At 76.1% G+C, this 15,807-nt stretch carries 13 protein-coding genes; 7 read left to right on the top strand and 6 right to left on the bottom strand.

Annotated elements, in window-relative coordinates:
- Positions 1 to 9: 9 nt before the first annotated feature.
- A complete protein-coding gene (locus IPL61_40410) occupies positions 10 to 1,158 on the bottom strand; it encodes a hypothetical protein (GenBank protein ID MBK9037445.1) in 1,149 nt (382 codons plus the stop codon).
- A gap of 98 nt (positions 1,159 to 1,256) precedes the next feature.
- On the opposite strand from IPL61_40410, the gene IPL61_40405 reads away from it, so the two are divergent.
- The 4 genes from IPL61_40405 to IPL61_40390 are packed head-to-tail and all read left to right on the top strand — an operon-like array spanning position 1,257 to position 4,825.
- A complete protein-coding gene (locus IPL61_40405) occupies positions 1,257 to 2,219 on the top strand; it encodes an XdhC family protein (GenBank protein MBK9037444.1) in 963 nt (320 codons plus the stop codon).
- Positions 2,216 to 2,791, top strand: a complete 576-nt coding sequence (locus IPL61_40400; protein ID MBK9037443.1) for an NTP transferase domain-containing protein — start codon at positions 2,216 to 2,218, stop codon at positions 2,789 to 2,791. The genes IPL61_40405 and IPL61_40400 overlap by 4 nt, the downstream gene beginning before the upstream one ends.
- Positions 2,779 to 3,822, top strand: a complete 1,044-nt coding sequence (locus tag IPL61_40395; protein ID MBK9037442.1) for a hypothetical protein — start codon at positions 2,779 to 2,781, stop codon at positions 3,820 to 3,822. The genes IPL61_40400 and IPL61_40395 overlap by 13 nt, the downstream gene beginning before the upstream one ends.
- A gap of 37 nt (positions 3,823 to 3,859) precedes the next feature.
- Entirely contained in the window at positions 3,860 to 4,825 is a 966-nt protein-coding gene (locus IPL61_40390) for a M28 family peptidase (GenBank protein ID MBK9037441.1), read from the top strand.
- 4 nt (positions 4,826 to 4,829) lie between these two features.
- Here the strand turns inward: IPL61_40390 and IPL61_40385 are convergent, their stop codons facing one another.
- Both IPL61_40385 and IPL61_40380 read right to left on the bottom strand, forming a co-directional pair.
- On the bottom strand, positions 4,830 to 5,927 hold the full coding sequence (locus IPL61_40385; protein MBK9037440.1) for an MBL fold metallo-hydrolase: 1,098 nt from the start codon (positions 5,925 to 5,927) through the stop codon (positions 4,830 to 4,832).
- A 46-nt stretch (positions 5,928 to 5,973) separates the two neighbouring features.
- The gene (locus IPL61_40380) at positions 5,974 to 7,584 is read right to left on the bottom strand and encodes an FAD-binding oxidoreductase (GenBank protein MBK9037439.1); all 1,611 of its coding nucleotides are present in this window, start codon (positions 7,582 to 7,584) and stop codon (positions 5,974 to 5,976) included.
- Positions 7,585 to 7,664: 80 nt separating this feature from the next.
- Here IPL61_40380 and IPL61_40375 point away from each other — a divergent pair, with 80 nt between their 5' ends.
- Both IPL61_40375 and IPL61_40370 read left to right on the top strand, forming a co-directional pair.
- Entirely contained in the window at positions 7,665 to 8,111 is a 447-nt protein-coding gene (locus IPL61_40375; GenBank protein MBK9037438.1) for a CesT family type III secretion system chaperone, read from the top strand.
- 2 nt (positions 8,112 to 8,113) lie between these two features.
- On the top strand, positions 8,114 to 9,259 hold the full coding sequence (locus tag IPL61_40370; protein ID MBK9037437.1) for a hypothetical protein: 1,146 nt from the start codon (positions 8,114 to 8,116) through the stop codon (positions 9,257 to 9,259).
- On the opposite strand, the gene IPL61_40365 is transcribed toward IPL61_40370, so the two are convergent.
- Positions 9,222 to 10,160 (bottom strand): sugar kinase, encoded by a 939-nt coding sequence (locus IPL61_40365; GenBank protein ID MBK9037436.1) that lies wholly within the window; start codon positions 10,158 to 10,160, stop codon positions 9,222 to 9,224. The two genes, IPL61_40370 and IPL61_40365, sit on opposite strands and share 38 nt — an antisense overlap.
- A 27-nt stretch (positions 10,161 to 10,187) precedes the next feature.
- Here IPL61_40365 and IPL61_40360 point away from each other — a divergent pair, with 27 nt between their 5' ends.
- The gene (locus IPL61_40360; GenBank protein ID MBK9037435.1) at positions 10,188 to 12,467 is read left to right on the top strand and encodes a protein kinase; all 2,280 of its coding nucleotides are present in this window, start codon (positions 10,188 to 10,190) and stop codon (positions 12,465 to 12,467) included.
- A gap of 95 nt (positions 12,468 to 12,562) precedes the next feature.
- On the opposite strand, the gene IPL61_40355 is transcribed toward IPL61_40360, so the two are convergent.
- Both IPL61_40355 and IPL61_40350 read right to left on the bottom strand, forming a co-directional pair.
- The gene (locus tag IPL61_40355; protein ID MBK9037434.1) at positions 12,563 to 14,218 is read right to left on the bottom strand and encodes a hypothetical protein; all 1,656 of its coding nucleotides are present in this window, start codon (positions 14,216 to 14,218) and stop codon (positions 12,563 to 12,565) included.
- Between the two features lie 41 nt (positions 14,219 to 14,259).
- A complete protein-coding gene (locus tag IPL61_40350; protein ID MBK9037433.1) occupies positions 14,260 to 15,738 on the bottom strand; it encodes a carbohydrate-binding family 9-like protein in 1,479 nt (492 codons plus the stop codon).
- Between the last annotated feature and the right edge of the window lie 69 nt (positions 15,739 to 15,807).

Below are 15,807 nucleotides of genomic sequence, written 5' to 3'. Positions count from 1 at the left end.
CGGCGCCGATCACAGGGCCATGAACGCGAAGTACCGGTCGGGCAGGTCGTCGAGGTCGCTGGCGGCGCCGCAGCGCGCGCACGCCAGCCGCGGCGCGATCAGCCGCTCGCCGTCGCGCGCGATCGCGCCGACCTCGAGCAGGCGCTCGTCGTCGTGGCCGCACGCGTCACAGTAGTAGGGTGCGACCAGCGAGCGGACGACGCCGCCGGCGAGCACCAGCGGCACCATCGCGGCCTGGGTGATGAACGCGGTCGAGCAGTGGCGGAAGGTCAGGCGGGCGTCGCCGAGCCCGCCGAGCAGCTCGCACCACGCCCGCACGCCGGCCGAGCTGATGTAGCGGACCGCCGCGAGGTCGAACTCGATCGCGCGGGCCCCGGCCAGGCGCTCGGCCAGCGCGTCGAACCGCGTCATCTCGGTGAAGTCGCCGTGGAGCCGGACCAGCGCGCCGTCCGGCTCGACGACCTCGTGGTCGAACAGCGCCACCTGCTCGAGCAGCAGGCGGGTGCGCAGCGGCGGCTCGCCCTCCCAGGCCAGCCCGGCGGCGTGGCCACCATCGGGGTCACCGGCGATGGGGCGGCACCACGCCACGCGGGCGACCGTGTCGGGCCCGACGGCGTCGCCGGCGCGCAGCCGCAGGGTCGCGAGCGCGCCGACCTCGAGCGGCGCGGCCAGGCGCAGGCCGACTCCGCCGGCGCCGACGTTGGCGATGACGGCCGCGACCGTGGGCTCGGTCAGCTCGACCTCGAGGTGGGTCGTGATCCGTCGATCGCGTCGGACCGGCACCGGCGACAGCCGCGACAGGTGCGTGCAGAAGTCGTCGAACGACAGCGGCGGCGCCAGCACCTCGTCGCAGCCCGACGCGGCCAGCGCCAGGGTCGCGGTCCGATCGAGCCCGCCGGGGGCGATCACGATCGCGACCTTCACGGCCGCGAGCGCCGGATCGTCCTTGATCGCGCGGCACGCGGCGAAGCCGTCGCCGCCGGCCAGCTCGGCGTCGACGATCGCGATCGCCGGCGGCGCGGCCCGGACGGCGTCGAGGAGCTGCGCGCAGTCGGCGACGATGCGCCAGGTGATCCCGGCCCGGGCCAGCGGCGGCGACGTCAGGAGGCGGTAGACCTCGACGTTGTTGGTCGCGATGACGCGGACCTCGTCGACCATGGCCCGCATGCTACCAGAGCCCCCACGAGGCGCGCACCCAGTCCGCCATCGCCGGCCGGGCGGCGCTGCGCCGGTGGTTTCCGCGCTAGGCTGCCAGGGTGTCCTGGTTCGCCGACGTGCTGGCCGCGCTCGATGCCGGGCGCGGGGTCGCGCTCGCGACCGTGATCGCCACCGGCGGCTCGACGCCGCGCCACGTCGGCGCGCGCATGGCGGTGCTCGACGACGGCACCGCGCTCGACACGATCGGCGGCGGGCGCATCGAGCTCGAGGTCACGACCGCGGCCCGGGCGGTGGCCGCGGGCGCGCCGGCGGTCCGGGTCCGGCACCACCTCGTGCGCGATCTGGCGATGTGCTGCGGCGGCTGGATGGAGCTGGTGATCGCGCCGGCCGGGCCGGGCCGGGCCGCGCTGGCGGCCGCGCGTGACGCGATCGCGACCCGGCGGCCGCTGGTGCTGACCACGGCCGTGGCCGACGGCGCGCTGGCGATCGCGCCGGCGCCGGCCGCGCCCGAGCGCGCGCCCCGGGTGATCGACGCCCACCTGCACGAGTGGATCGGCGGGCGCGAGCGCGCGATCGTGTTCGGGGCCGGCCACGTCGGCCGCACGCTCGCGCCGCTGCTGGCCAGCGTCGGCTTCGAGGTGATCGTGTGCGACGACGACGACACCGGGGCGCTGGCGACGCCGGTGGTCGGGGCCGCCCAGGTGATCGACTCGTTCGACGTCGCGCAGGTGGCCGCGGCGCTCGGCGGGCTCGGGCAGGACGATCACGTGCTGGTCGTGACCCGCGATCACGCGGTCGACGAGCGCCTGATGCTCGAGCTGATCCCGCGCACGCTCGGGTACCTCGGCATGATCGGCTCGCGCGGCAAGGTCGGTCGGTTCCAGAAGCGCCTGGCGGTGCGGGGCATCGCGCCCGAGGCCTGGCGCGGCGTGCACGCGCCGGTCGGCCTCGATCTCGGCGCCGAGACCCCGGCCGAGATCGCGGTGGCGATCGCGGCCGAGCTGGTGGCGCTGCGTCGGCGCGGCGAGCGCGCGGTCGGCGCGTGGGAGCCGCGCGCGTGAGGATCGGCGCGGTGGTGCTGGCGGCCGGGGCCGGGGCGCGGCTCGGCGGCGTCGCCAAGGCGCTGGTGCCGCTCGACGGCGTCACCTTCCTGGCGCGGATCGTCGCGACCGCCGGCGCGGCCGGCGTCGCGCCCGCCGACGTGATCGTCGTCGTGGGCCCGCCGCACCAGGCGGCGGTGGCGGCCGCGGCCGCGGCGCTGGGCGCCACCGTCGTCGTCAACCCCGCGCCGGCCCGCGGCATGGCCTCGTCGGTCGCGCTCGGCTTCGCCGCGCTGGCGCCGGCGATCGACGCCGCGCTGCTGTGGCCGGTCGATCACCCGTGGGTGCGCGCGACGACGCTGGCGGCGCTGCGCGCGCGCGGCGAGGGCGTGCCGGTCCACGACGGGCGCCGCGGCCACCCGCCGCTGGTGGGCCGGGCTCGGTTCGCGGCGCTGGCGGCGGCCGCCGCGCACCCCGACGGCGCCCGCGGCGTGCTGCGCGGCGCGCTCCCGCTGATCGACGTGATCGATCCCGGCGTGGTGCGCGACGTCGATCATCCCCACGACCTACCGGAGGCCGCGTGCGGCGCCTGATCGCGGTGGCGCTGCTCGTCGCGGCCGGGTGTCCGCAGGCCCGGCTCTCGCGGCGGACCGCGCTGGTCGATCCGGCGCTGACCGATCGCAACGACGGCCGTGGGCGCCTCGCGCGCGAGCTCGAGGCCGAGGTCCGCGCCAGCTACCTGCGGCCCGGCCTCGACGCCGCCGCCGCGGCGGGGATCATCGATCCGGCGGTCGGGCTCGTGGCGATCGGGGTCGGGCCCGACGACGTGGCCGTGGGGCTCGCGCCGAGCCGGCGCTGGCCGGTGACGTCGGTCGGCGGCGTCCCCGCGCGGGTGGTGGCGCGCGCGCTCGAGGTCTACGTCGCCAGCGACGAGACGCTGGGGTGGGCCTACGACGAGGCGTCGCTCGAGCTGTCGGTGTGCGGGCGGGTCGCGACCATCCCGCTGCGGGTGTTCCAGGTCTACGCCCGCGACAACGATCGCTGGACGCTCGTGGCCGAGCACCTGGCCTACCCGCAGCCGATGGGGCGCTGGCTCGACGCCGCGGTCGGCCCCGACGGCGCGCGCCTGCCCGAGGCGATCGAGCGGCAGGCCGAGGCCCAGGCGGCCCGGGCCGCGATCGCCGAGGCGATCTCGCCCGCCGGCGACCGGGTCGCGACCTGGGACGCGTCGCCCGACGCGCTGGCGGTGTGGCCCGATCCGCTGCACGTCGTGCGCGGCAGCGCGACCCGGCTCGGGCTCAGCCTGGCCGAGAGCCTCGAGGCGCGCGCGATCACCGTCGAGGGCATGCGCCTGGCGCTGGGGCCGAGCCGCCAGACCGCGGTCGCGTCCGCGACCCTGGCGGCGCAGATCGTCCACGTCGACGCCAGCGGCGATCACCCGATCGCGCTGCGGCTGCGCGCGACCTTCGTGCTCGAGCAGCGCGGCGAGGCCCGCGGCGCGTGGCGGGTGCGCGCGGCGATGGTGTCGGTGCCGATCACCGCCGGCGCGCTGGTGGGCCGCACCGTCGGGATCACCGCCGACAGCCCCCACGACGGCGCGGTCGCGGTCACCTGCCCGCAATAGCGGCCGCGGCGGCGGTGACTTCGAGTAGGCTCGGCCGGTGCTCGCCCGCTCGTCCGCGCTCGTGTTCGCGCTCGTGGTCGCCTGTGGCGGCGACGACGCGGGCGTCTCGGTGATCGACGCGGCCCCGCCCGACGGCGCGGTCGCGGTCGACGCCCCGCCGGTGGTGATCGACGCGCCGGTGCCGATCGACGGCACCGCCGCGTGCGCGAGCCCCGACGACTGCGCCTGGATCGACGACGAGCTGCGCACGGTCGTGGCGGTGCTGTCGGGCGCGCAGCCGACCCCGGCCGGGACCACGCTGGTGCGGCGCGCGTCGGCGGCCGAGCGGACCGCGGCCCGGGCCTACCTGACCGGCGAGCTGGCGCGGCTGGGCCTGACGGTCGAGGCCCGCACCTACGGCACCGGCACCAACCTGGTCGTCCACCTGGCGCCGACCGTCGGCGCCGACGTCGGGCCGCCGCTGGTGGTCGGCGGCCACTTCGACGGCGTCGCCGCCAGCCCGGCCGCCGCCGACAACGCCACCGGCGCCGCGGTCGCCGTGGTCGCGGCCGGCTACCTCGCCGGGCGCCCGCGGACCCGGCCGATCGAGGTGGTGCTGTTCGACCAGGAGGAGGCGGGGTTGATCGGCAGCGGCGCGTACGTCGCGGCGCTGGCCGGCGCGCCGATCCACAGCATGCACAACTTCGACATGATCAGCTTCGACGGCGACGGCGATCGCGCGGTCGAGCTGTGGTCGCCGGCGCCGGCGCTCGAGGCGCTCTATCGCCTCCACGCCACGGGCCGCGGCCTGACGATCCAGCCGGTCACGTTCGCGCTGTCGGACCACGAGTCGTTCGGCGAGCGCGGCCTGCCGTCGGTCGGCGTGTCCGAGGAGTTCGTCGCCAACGACCACACGCCCCACTACCACCGCGCCACCGACACGCTCGACAAGATCGACTTCGCGTACCTGGGCGCGGTCGCGCGCCTGGGCCTGGCGGCGATCGAGGACGACGCGAACGATTGAGCGCCTAGCGCGCGCCGTCGGGCGCCGGCGCCTGCGCGGTCGCGCGCTGATCGGCGGCGAGGTCCTCGCGCACGCCGGCGACGTCGCGCCACCACGGGGTCGGCCCGTCGAGGTGGGCCGGCTCGAACGGGCGGCCGATCGGCGGCGTGATGATGCGCGCGCCGCGGGCCGCGGCCAGCGCGACCAGGGTCTCGGCCGGCTGGGCCCACGGGTGCAGGCCGAGATCGAAGGTGCTCCAGTGCACCGGCAGCAGCGTGCCGCCGCCGAGCATCGCGAACGCCGCGAGCGCGTTCTCGGGGCCGAGGTGGATCGTGCCCCAGGCCGGGTGCCACGCGCCGATCTCGAGCATCGTCAGGTCGAACGGGCCGTGGACCCGGCCGATCGCCGCGAACTCGGGCGTCAGGCCGGTGTCGCCGGAGAAGAACACCTTGCGCCGCGCGGCCTCGATGACCCACGACGACCACAGGGTCGTGTTGCGCGCGCTGCCGAGCCGCCCCGAGAAGTGCTGCGACGGCGTCGCGGTGAAGCCGACGCCGTTGACCGTCGCGCGCTCGCCCCAGTCGAGCTCGGTGATCAGCTCGGGCGCGACGCCGAACCTCTCGAGCAGCATGCCGACGCCGAGCGAGGTCACGACCGGCACGCGCCGCTGCGCGAGCTCGAGCCACGTGGTCTTGCACAGGTGGTCGTAGTGATCGTGCGAGACCAGGATCGCGTCGAGCGGCGGCAGCTGCGCGATCGTCACCGGCGCGGCGTGGAAGCGGCGGGGCCCGACCAGCGACGGCAGCGGGCCCAGGCGGGTGCCGAACACCGGGTCGGTCAGCACGCGGGCGCCGTCGAGCTCGAGCAGCATCGTGCTGTGGCCGAGCCACGTGACGCGCAGGCCGTCGCTCGACACGTCGGCGCCCCAGCCGGCCAGCGGCGACTCGACCGGGATGTCGCCGGGCGGCTTGCGCCTGGCGCCGCCGAACAGGAACTCGCGCATGATCGTCCCGCCGCTGCCGCGCGCCAGGCCCGCGGTCACCGGCGCGGTGTTGCGGAACCGGCCGTCGTGAAACTGCGCGGACGCGCGGGCCCGCTCCAGCCGAAGTCCTTCGAGGCGCATCCGGGTACCTTGACCCGGCGACGAGGTTTGTCGAACGGCGCCGGTACTACACCAGCACGCCGGGGTTGAGGATCCCGGCCGGATCGAGCTCGCGCTTGACCGCGGCCAGGGCGGCGCCGAACAGCGGCGCGCGCTCGCGCTGGTACCACGGGTGGTGGACGCGCCCGACGGCGTGGTGGTGGGTGATCGTGCCGCCGCAGGCCGCGATCGCGTCCGCCGCCGCCGCCTTGACCGCGCGCCAGATCGCCAGCTCGTCGCCGACCTTGGTCGGCGCGACGAACGTGTAGTACGGCGCGGCGCCGTCGGGGTAGACGTGGGTCAGGCGGCAGGCGACCAGGCCGCCGCCGACGGTGCGGCGCAGGGCCTCGGTGGTGGCGGCGGTGACCGCGCGGTGGAACTCGTCGAAGCGATCCCAGGTGCACGCGGTCTCGAACGTGTCGGCCAGGACGCCGAGCGACACCAGCGCGCTCTGCAGGTACGGCGCGTCGACGAAGGCCTTGCGCCAGGTCCCGGCCTCGGCCGCGCGGCCGGGGCCGTCGGCGTCGGCGTCGGCGTCGGTGTGGGTCGGCCCCGACGCGATCGCGCCGCCGGCGGCGCGGGCCAGCTCGAGCGCGCGCGCCAGCCACGGCTCGAGCGGGTGGTCGGCCGACTCGAAGGCGAGCAGCAGCACCGCGGTGCCGTCGAACGCCACCTGGTGCAGCAGGCACTCGGCGGGGTCGAGCAGGCGGCAGTTGCTGGGCTGGAGCCCCGACTGGGCCAGCGCCCGGACCGCCGCCGCGCCGGCCGTGAACGACGTGAACTTGACGGTGGCGCCGGCCCGCCAGCGCGGTCGCCGCTGCACCCGCATCCAGGCCTCGGTGATGAGGCCGAGCGCGCCCTCGGAGCCGAGCCACAGGCGCTCGGGCGCCGGGCCGGCCCCGGACGCTGGCAGCCGGCGGGTCGCGACCGTGCCGCGCGGGGTCACGACCGTGAGCGCCTGGCAGAAGTCGTCGATGTGGGTCGGCCCGGTCGCGAAGTGGCCGCCGGCGCGGGTCGCGAGCCAGCCGCCCAGGGTCGAGTGCGCGAACGACTGCGGGTAGTGGCGCAGCGTCAGGCCGTGGGGCGCGAGCGCGGCCTCGAGCGCCGGGCCGCGGATGCCGGCGCCGATGCGCGCGGCCAGCGAGGTGGCGTCGACCTCCTCGACCGCGGCCAGGCGCGCGAGATCGATCGTCACGACGCCGGCGAAGCGATCGCGCTCGGCCACCGGCAGCTCGACGCCGCCGACCACGCTGGTGCCGCCGCCGTAGGGGATGACCGCGAGGTTGGCGTCGGCGCACCAGTCGAGCAGCGCCGCGACCTCGGCGGCCGAGCCCGGGCGCGCGATCAGATCGGGCGCGCCCGCGAAGTCGCCGGCGAACCCGCGCACCAGATCCGGATAGCCGCGGCCGTAGGCGTGGGCGGCGCGATCGCGGGGCGCGTCGGACACCAGCGCGGCCAGCGGCGTCGGCGTGGCGGCGGCCGTGAGCCGCCCGATCGGCACCCGGGCGTCGGCGTCGCGCGGCAGCGGGCGCAGCGTCGGCGCGGCGCCGCCGGTCAGCGCCCGGGCGGCCAGGGCCAGGCGGCGGCGAGCGTCGTCGTCGGGGAAGCGCTCGGCCTCGCCCCAGGCCCACAGGCTCATGGTCGCGGTCACGCCCGGTGGTACCACGAACGTCGCGCGCCGCCGCCCCGGCGCCAGCGGCCCGGAGTAAGCTCGCCGCCATGAGCGAGTTCGCGACTCTCGAATCACTCCTGACCGAGGCGGGCCTCCGCGACAACGCCGAGCCGCACGGCGAGGGGCTGTTCCGCATGCAATGGGGCTCGGCGATCGTCATGGTCGGCGCGTCCGGCTCGGCCATCGTGGCGATCGCGCCGCTGTTCAAGGCGCCGCCCGACGACCAGCGCGAGGTGTTCTACCGCCGCCTGCTCGAGCACAACGCCTTCATGGGCGGCATGGCCGCGTTCGCGATCCAGCCCGACGGCTGGGTGGTGCTGCACGCCGGGCGCTCGCGCAAGGGCCTCGACGCCCACGAGCTCGCGACCCTGGTGTCCGGCGTCGGGCGCTTCGCCGACGACTTCGACGACAAGCTGATCGCCGAGTTCTACGCCGCGGCGGCGCCGGCCGAGGATCAGGCCGACGGCGACACGGCCGCGCCCGCGGCCGAGTAGCCATGCTCTGCCCGATCTGCGATCGCGACAACGATCTCGACGCGCGTCGGTGCAAGGCCTGCGGCGCCGACTTCGAGGATCCCGAGGTGGCGGCCCAGCTGGTGCGGCCGATCCGCGCCGGCACCAGCGCCGACGACGACGAGCCCAACCTCAGCGGCGATCGCTACCTGGGCGTCCGCTGGATCGGCCTCGAGGTCGGCGGCGACCTGCGCAAGATCGCGCTCCTGGGCGGCATCGCGTTCGCGGTCGCCGCGCTGGTCCCGATCGCGCTCGATCTGCAGCACGTCAAGGCGGTCTGGTCGGTGCTCGGCAGCGGGCCGACCTTCGTGCTGGTCGTGCCGTTCGTGCTGGCGCTGGTCGGCATCGCCCTGGCCACGCCGCTGGGCAAGCGGGTGCCGCCGGCGGTCGTGGCCGCGGTGCTGGCGCTGGGCGGCGCGCTGACGATCGGCCTCGTGGTCGCGCGCCAGGGCGGCACCAGCGCGCTGTCGACGCGCACCTGGTGGGGGCCGTGGTTCGGCGTCGCGATCATGGGCGCGGGGCTGATCATCCGGATCCTGCGCCGGCGCGATCCCTACGCCCGGTGGATCGTCCTGGGCGGCGCGGCGATCGCGCTGATCGGCATGATCGTCCCGTTCACCGACAGCCGGGTCGCGCTGCCCGCGGAGTACGAGCTGTTCCTGCGCGGGCGCGATCTGGTCGACACCAGCATCGCCTCGGCGTCGAGCGAGGGCTTCGAGGGCGCGCCGATGGTGCGGTTCATCTCGATCTGGCACCTGGCGCTGTTCCCGCTGGTCGGGGTCGCGGCCGGGTTCGCGCTCGGCATGTCGAAGGGCCCGTGGGACTCGTCGGGCCTGGTGCTGCGGCCGATCGGCTGGGCGCTGGTGTTCTGGCTGCCGGCGTCGCTCGCGCTCTACACGATCAACATCATGGGCTGGCACGGCTACGACTACGCCCGCTGGAACGGCCAGTACTACGACTGGGAGAAGTTCACGACCGCGCTGTTCTTCGGGCGCGCGCGGCTCTTGTTCGTGACCATCCCGGCCGCGGCCTGGCTGTCGGTCGGCCTGGCGGGGCTCTACGCCAACCTGGTCGTGCCGCGCCTGCCGGGCGCTACAGCCGGACCTGGTCGAAGCGCGTCAGCTCGGTGAACGCGTCGAACCGCGCCTGGATCTGCGCGCCGGTCAGGCCGCGCAGGCCGTCGACGGAGAACTGCTCGACCGCGAACGACGCCATCACGCTGCCGACGATCATCGCGGTGCGGATCGCGCGGGGCTCGAGCGTGCCGGCGTAGGCCAGGTAGCCCATGAAGCCGCCGGCGAAGCTGTCGCCGGCGCCGGTGGGATCGCGCACGTCCTCGAGCGGCAGCGCCGGGACGCCGAAGGTGCCGGCCTCGTGGAACAAGAGCGCGCCGGCGTCGCCGCGCTTGATGACCACCGACGACGGGCCCATCTTGAGGATCGCGGCCGCGGCCTTGCACAGGTTGTGCTCCTCGGCGAGCTGGCGGGCCTCCTCGTCGTTGAGCAGGAGCGTGTTGACGCGGGCCAGGGTGCGCACGAGCTCGGCGCGCTTGCCGCCGATCCAGAAGTTCATCGTGTCGAGCGCGACCAGCACCGGGCTCGCGGTCTGCTCGACCACGTCGCGCTGGAGGATCGGGTCGATGTTGCCGAGGAACACCAGGTCGGCGTTGCGCTGGGCCGGCGACAGCTGCGGCTGGAAGGTCGCGAACACGCCCAGGCGGGTGTCGAGGGTCTCGCGCGAGGCCAGGTCGGCCGAGTAGCGGCCGCTCCAGTGGAAGGTCTCGCCGGCGCGGCGCTCGATGCCGCTGGTGTCGACGCCGAGGTCGGTCAGCTCGTCGATGTGGCGCTGCGGGAAGTCGTCGCCGACGACCGCGACCACCGACACGTCGCGCGTGAAGTACGACGCGGTGCGGGCGATGAACGACGCCGACCCGCCGAGCAGGTCCTTGTGGAGGCCGAAGGGGCCGTCGATGTCGTCGAGGGCGACCGAACCGACGATCAGGAGGGAACGATGGGCGCTGCGGGTCTTCATCGCGCGGGCCGTGTACCATTGCCAGCGGTGGCGATCAACGACGACCGCGACGCCTTGACCCAGGCCGGGCGGCACGCCGACGCCGCGCGCGCGGCCGCCGCCGTCGGAGATCACGTCGGCGCGGCCCGGCTGTGGGAGCAGATCTGGGAGTTCTCGGCCGCGGCCGCGGCCTGGGAGGCGGCCGGCGAGCTGGGCCGGGCGCTCGGCGCGGCGATCGAGGGCAAGGATGAGCGGCTGGTGGCCGACCTGCACGCCCGCCTGACCGCGACCGACGCCGGCGCCGCGCGCGCGCTCGAGGTCTACGTCCGCCACCGCCGCCACGGCCCGGCCGCCGAGCTGGCCGAGCGCACCGGCGATCGCGACCGCGCGATCGAGCACTACCAGCGGGCCCACCGCGACCTCGACGCCGCGCGCCTGCTCGAGGACGCCGGCCGCGATCGCGAGGCGGTGCGGCTGCTCGAGCGCGCCCTCGAGCTGGCCCTGGCCGACGAGCGCGCCGAGATCGTGCTGCGGCTGGGCCGGATCCTCACCGCCCGCGCCGCCTACGACGTCGCGGTGCGCTACCTGCAAGAGGCCACGCGCACGGCCGCGGTCGCGGTCGAGGCCCGCCGCCACCTGGTCGTGGCGCTGGCCGGCCTGGGCCTGACCGACGCCGCCCGGGACGCGCTGCGGCGCCTGCGCGCCGACGATCCCGACGTCACGCCCGAGCTGTCCGAGTTCCTGCGCGCGGCCCAGGCGGCGCGGCCGACGGTGATCGATCGCCAGCGCGAGATCGTGGCCGGGCGCTACCGGCTCGAGGGCCTGCTCGGCGCCGGCTCGGCCGGGCGGGTGTTCCGCGCCACCGACGAGACCACCGGCCGCACGGTCGCGGTGAAGATGTACTTCGCCGCCGGCGCCCGCGGCAGCGCCGCGTACGAGCGGTTCGTGCGCGAGACCCGGATCGCCGCCGGCCTGCACCACCCGGCGCTGGTCGAGGTGCTCGACGCCTCGCTCGACCACGGCTTCCTGGTCATGGAGTACCTGCCGGGCGGCTCGCTGGCGCAGCGCCTCGCCGCGGGCGATCGCCCGACCGGCGCGCAGGTGCGGCGGCTCGGGATCGAGCTGCTCGGCGGCCTCGAGCTGGCCCACCACCGCGGCGTGGTCCACCGCGATCTCAAGCCGGCCAACGTGTTCTTCGACGGGCGCGGCTCGGCCAAGCTCGGCGACTTCGGCGTCGCGCACCTGGTGGATCTGGGCCAGACCCAGACCGGCGGGCTGATCGGCTCGCTCGCGTACATGGCGCCCGAGCAGATCACCGGCGCGCCGATCACGATCGCCGCCGACCTCTACGGCCTCGGCGTCACGCTGTTCGAGGCGCTGACCGGGCGGCTGCCGTTCCTCGGGCCCGACTTCGTGGCCCAGCACCTGGGCGAGCCGGCGCCGGCGCCGACCGCGGTCGCGCCCGAGCTCGCGCCGGGCTGGGATCCGATCCTGCTCGGGCTCCTGGCCAAGAGCCCGAGCGATCGGCCGCCGTCGATCGCCGCGGTCCGGGCCGAGCTCGAGACGCTCGATCTGGGCGCGCGCCCCGGCTCGGCGCTGATGGTCCCGCGCCCGCGCCGCGACAGCCGCCCGCACTCGATCGCCGAGCTGGCCGCCGACGAGCCGGTGGTCGAGGCCGGGCGCTACCGGTTCGAGAGCCCGCTGGGCGCGACCGCGTGGTCGACGCTGGCGCGCGCGGTCGACGCGGTGCTCGATCGCTCGGTGGTGATCGAGCGGTTCGAGGACGGCGACGTGGCCGATCGGGCGATCGCGTGGATGACCGCGCTGGCCCGGGTGGGGACGCCGTTCGTGCAGCGGGCGCTGGCGTTCGATCGCGCGACCCGGACCGCGGTGTTCGAGGCGCCGGCCGGCGCGCCGATGACCACGACGACCGAGCCGGTCGCGGTCGCGGACGGGCTGCGCCTGCTCAAGCGGCTGGCGCGCGCGTGCGTGGTGATCCACGAGCAGGGCGCGGTCCACGGCGGCATCGCGGCGACGACGGTGGTGGTCGCCGACGACATCCCGACGGTGATGGTGGCCGGGGTCGGGCCCGGCGCCGGCGCCGGCGCCGGCGCCGCCGTCGACGTCGACGCGGTCCTCGGCCTGGCGGCGCGCACGATCACCGGCGCCGAGACGCCCGAGCCGGCGGCGGCGCTGGTCGCGGCGCTGGGGCCCGGCGTCGACGAGCCCACCCGCGCGCGCCTGCGCGGCCTGGCGCGCACGACCGGCGCCGAGCTGTACGAGTGGGCCGACGCGCTCGAGATCGCGCAGCTGCGCGCGCGCCGGTAGCGCGCGGCGCTCCGGACCGCGCCGATCTGCGCCGCCGTGTCGGCGCGCACGCGCCGGTCCGAGCCGACCCGGGGCCCGTCGATCCGCGCGCGGCCTCAGCGCGAGCGCGCGAGCACCAGCACCAGCCAGTACGCGCCGGGGCCGAGGTCGGGGTGCGGCCCCTGGGCGACGCCGATGCCGATGCGATCGACCTGGAGATCGCCGAGCAGATCCTTGGCCACGACCGCGTCGAGATCGCTGACCGCGGTGACGACGTTCGCGGCCTGGCGGTAGCGCCCGGCCTGGGCGTCGAGCCCCTCGGTCACCGCGCGCCGGGCCTCGGCGTGCGGCACGCCGCGGGCCAGCGCGGCCGCGAAGTCGCCGGCCAGGCGATCGAGCAGCGGATCGGCCGTCAGCGCGGTCCCGGCGGTGAAGCGCTCGACCAGGAACGCGTGGGCCGCGACCGGGTCGAGCGGCGGCGGGATGCGGATGAACATCTGGGTGACGAACAGCTCGCGCCGGCCGGCGACCTCGGCCCCGAGCGCGACGCCGATGCCGACGTGGGTCGCCGCGGTCGACAGCGCGTTGGCGCGGTGGCCGGGGCTGTTCATCAGGCCGGCCTGGGCCTCGGCCGGGCCGTAGGCGCGGGCGATGTTCTCGAGGATCACGCCCGACAAGATCCCGGCGGCGTCGGCGCGATCGGCGGCCGAGCCGGTGGTCGGCGAGACGTGGCCGACGAAGCCGTGATCGCGCATGTCGACGCTGTGCGCCCGGGCCACCGCGGCCACCGCGGGCTCGGCGGCCAGCGCCGGCAGGCCGGCCGCGGCCCGGTCGCGGTTGAGCATCGCGAGCAAGCGCGCCTCGGCGCCGTCGACCGAGGTCACCGGCGTGGCGTCGTCGGGATCGACCGCGGCGACCAGCTCGGCCGGCGGGGTCTGCCCGCACCACAGCGGGAAGTTGGCGAGCACGGTCGAGCCGGTGCGATCGCTGGCGGCGATCTCGACCTGGTGGCGGCCGGCGCGATCGGGGCAGCGCAGCTCGCCGGCGAACGAGCCGTCGGTGGCGACCGCGAGCGCGACCCGACGGACCTTGCCGTCGGTGCCGGTCACGAAGGCCTCGGGCTCGACGAACCCGGGCGCGATCGTGCCGGTCAGCGCGGCGTGGCCGGCCAGCGCCAGCGCCCGCGGGATCGGCTGGGTGTCGACGAACGACGCCTGCAGCATGACGATGATCGCCGCGCGGTCGCCCCGATCGGCGGTGCCGACGCCGAACCGCCGCTGGGGTTCGGCGTGGAGGATCTCGGCGAGGCGCGGGCGCAGGTGCTCGACCAGCATCGCGGTCTGATCGAGCGGGCCCCAGACCACGAGCATGTTGGGCGAGGGCTCGATGATGCCGTGGTGCTGCAGCGCGAACTCGACGAGCGGGTAAGGCATGACGCCCTCGCTCGGGATGATCGCGGCCAGATCCGCGGCCGCGCCGTACATGCGGCCGTCGGCGAGCGGCGTCGCGGACGGCGGCGCGAGCGCGGCGATCTCCGCGGCGATCGCGTCACCCAGCGGCGACGCCGGCGCGGGCGACCGCGGCGGATCGTTGTACGCGGCGGCCCCGGCGCTCGCGGGCGCCAGGCGCAGCGCCTCGGGCGTCGCGGCCGGGCTGGCGGCGGTTGCGTCCTCGCCGGGGGAGGCCCGCCAGCTCGGCTGACCGCCGACCTTGCGCGGCCCGCCGCTGCACGCGACCGCGAGCAGCGCACCCAGCGTGATCGTGCGCCGCATCGACGGCGATCGTAGCAGGCCAGGTCGGCCGATGCTCGCGCTCACGGAGTGGACGCGGGCGGCGTCGGCGGCGCGGGCTTCGGCGCCGGCACCGCGGTCCCCGGCGCCGTGGCCGGCACGCGCGCGGCGGACGGCGGCGTGGCGCCGGTCGGCAGCGGCGAGGTCGGCGTGAGCACGGGCGCGGCGCCGGGCGCGGGCGCGGTCGGGCCCGTCGGGGGCGGGGCCTCGCCGGTCGGCGCGGGCGCGGTCGGCGCGGGCGCCGTCGGCGCGGGCGCGGCCGGCGGCGGCGTCACGCCGCCGGCGATGTCGGCGAACTGGATCGTCAGCATGCGATCGAGCGAGTGGAAGTCGGCGTAGCGGATGCGGTTCCACGCGGCCGCGGCCGGCTGGCCGCCCTTGGGGTAGTCGACCCGGACCACGTTGAGGTGCCAGGTGTCGCCCGGCTGCGGCGGCAGCCGCACGTTCATCGCGGGATCGAGGCCCTTGACCGCCGCGAGCGGGATCGCGATCTCCACGTCCCAGCCCTCGTCGTCGAGGTTGCCGGCGTTGACGGTGCCGCGCACGGTGACCGCCGACTTCATCCCGGCCGCGAAGGCCTTGTCGTCGTTGGGGCGACCGATCGCGTACCAGGTGTCGAACTGCACGTTGGTCGGGCTGACCTGCAGCTCGACGTAGCCCTTGCCGCTGTTGTCGGCGTCGATGAACACCTCGACGACGTCGGCCTTCCAGATCGGCTCGTCGGTCTTGGTGTAGGTCGACGCGACGTCGTTGTCGGTCGCCGACACGAACACGTACAGGTGCTCGTCGTCCCAGGTCAGCTTGGCGGCGGTCGGCCCCTTGGGCTCGGGGCCGCCCTCGGCCGTGGCGAAGCCCGAGGTCGAGGCCGCGGTCTGCCAGGCGGCGTCGTCGGCCTTGCCGTCGATGGTCAGCGGCGCGCCGGCCTTCTTGATCACGACGGTGCCCGGCGGCGGCGGCACCTTGCTCAGATCGATCGCGAAGGTCGCCACCGGCACCGCGCCGTCCTTGCTCGGGGCGCCGGTGACCGCGAGGCGATCGGTGACCTTGGGGCTGCCCTTCTTGTACAGGCCGACCACGAGCGTGCCCTTGGGCGAGCGCCAGTCCTTGCGCAGGACGAAGGTCTGCTTGTCGCGGATCACCTCGCCCGCGCGCCAGGTGTCGGGCGGGTGGCCCTTGCGCATGTCGGTGAGGTCGACGTTGGCGTAGTCGCCCTGCTCGCCCTGGAGGTGCGAGAACACGCGGTAGCCCTTGGGCGGCGCCTTGTTGACCTGCCAGTAGTGGACGATCGTCAGCTTGTCGCCCGGCACCACCGGCCCCTGGTGGGCCAGCTCGACGGTGTTGCCGAGGTAGACGATGCCGTCGCCGAACGTGGCGTCGACGCGCGTGGCGATGTCGGCCGGCGGCGCCGGCAAGAGGTTCTCGGCGACCAGGGCCGGATCCACCGCGGGCGCGGGCGGCGACTTGTCGACGCAGCCGACGAGCGCGGCCAGGGCGAGGACCACCGTGCGACTTGGACGGAGCGAGCGCATGAGCGGCGTTGTAACACGAGGCTCCGTGCGGTCGGGCTGGAA

The sequence above is a fragment of the Myxococcales bacterium genome, from assembly GCA_016717005.1.
Classification (GTDB): Bacteria; Myxococcota_A; Polyangia; order Haliangiales; family Haliangiaceae; genus UBA2376.
This window is presented reverse-complemented; position numbering and strand designations above follow the sequence as displayed.

Bases quoted from the DNA above. Each gene is read 5' to 3' on its own strand.
- IPL61_40385 (MBK9037440.1), bottom strand. From the start codon at position 5,927: ATGCGCCTCGAAGGACTTCGGCTGGAGCGGGCCCGCGCGTCCGCGCAG.
- IPL61_40410 (MBK9037445.1), bottom strand. From the start codon at position 1,158: ATGGTCGACGAGGTCCGCGTCATCGCGACCAACAACGTCGAGGTCTAC.
- IPL61_40365 (MBK9037436.1), bottom strand. From the start codon at position 10,160: ATGAAGACCCGCAGCGCCCATCGTTCCCTCCTGATCGTCGGTTCGGTC.
- IPL61_40355 (MBK9037434.1), bottom strand. From the start codon at position 14,218: ATGCGGCGCACGATCACGCTGGGTGCGCTGCTCGCGGTCGCGTGCAGC.
- IPL61_40380 (MBK9037439.1), bottom strand. From the start codon at position 7,584: ATGAGCCTGTGGGCCTGGGGCGAGGCCGAGCGCTTCCCCGACGACGAC.
- IPL61_40375 (MBK9037438.1), top strand. From the start codon at position 7,665: ATGAGCGAGTTCGCGACTCTCGAATCACTCCTGACCGAGGCGGGCCTC.
- IPL61_40370 (MBK9037437.1), top strand. From the start codon at position 8,114: ATGCTCTGCCCGATCTGCGATCGCGACAACGATCTCGACGCGCGTCGG.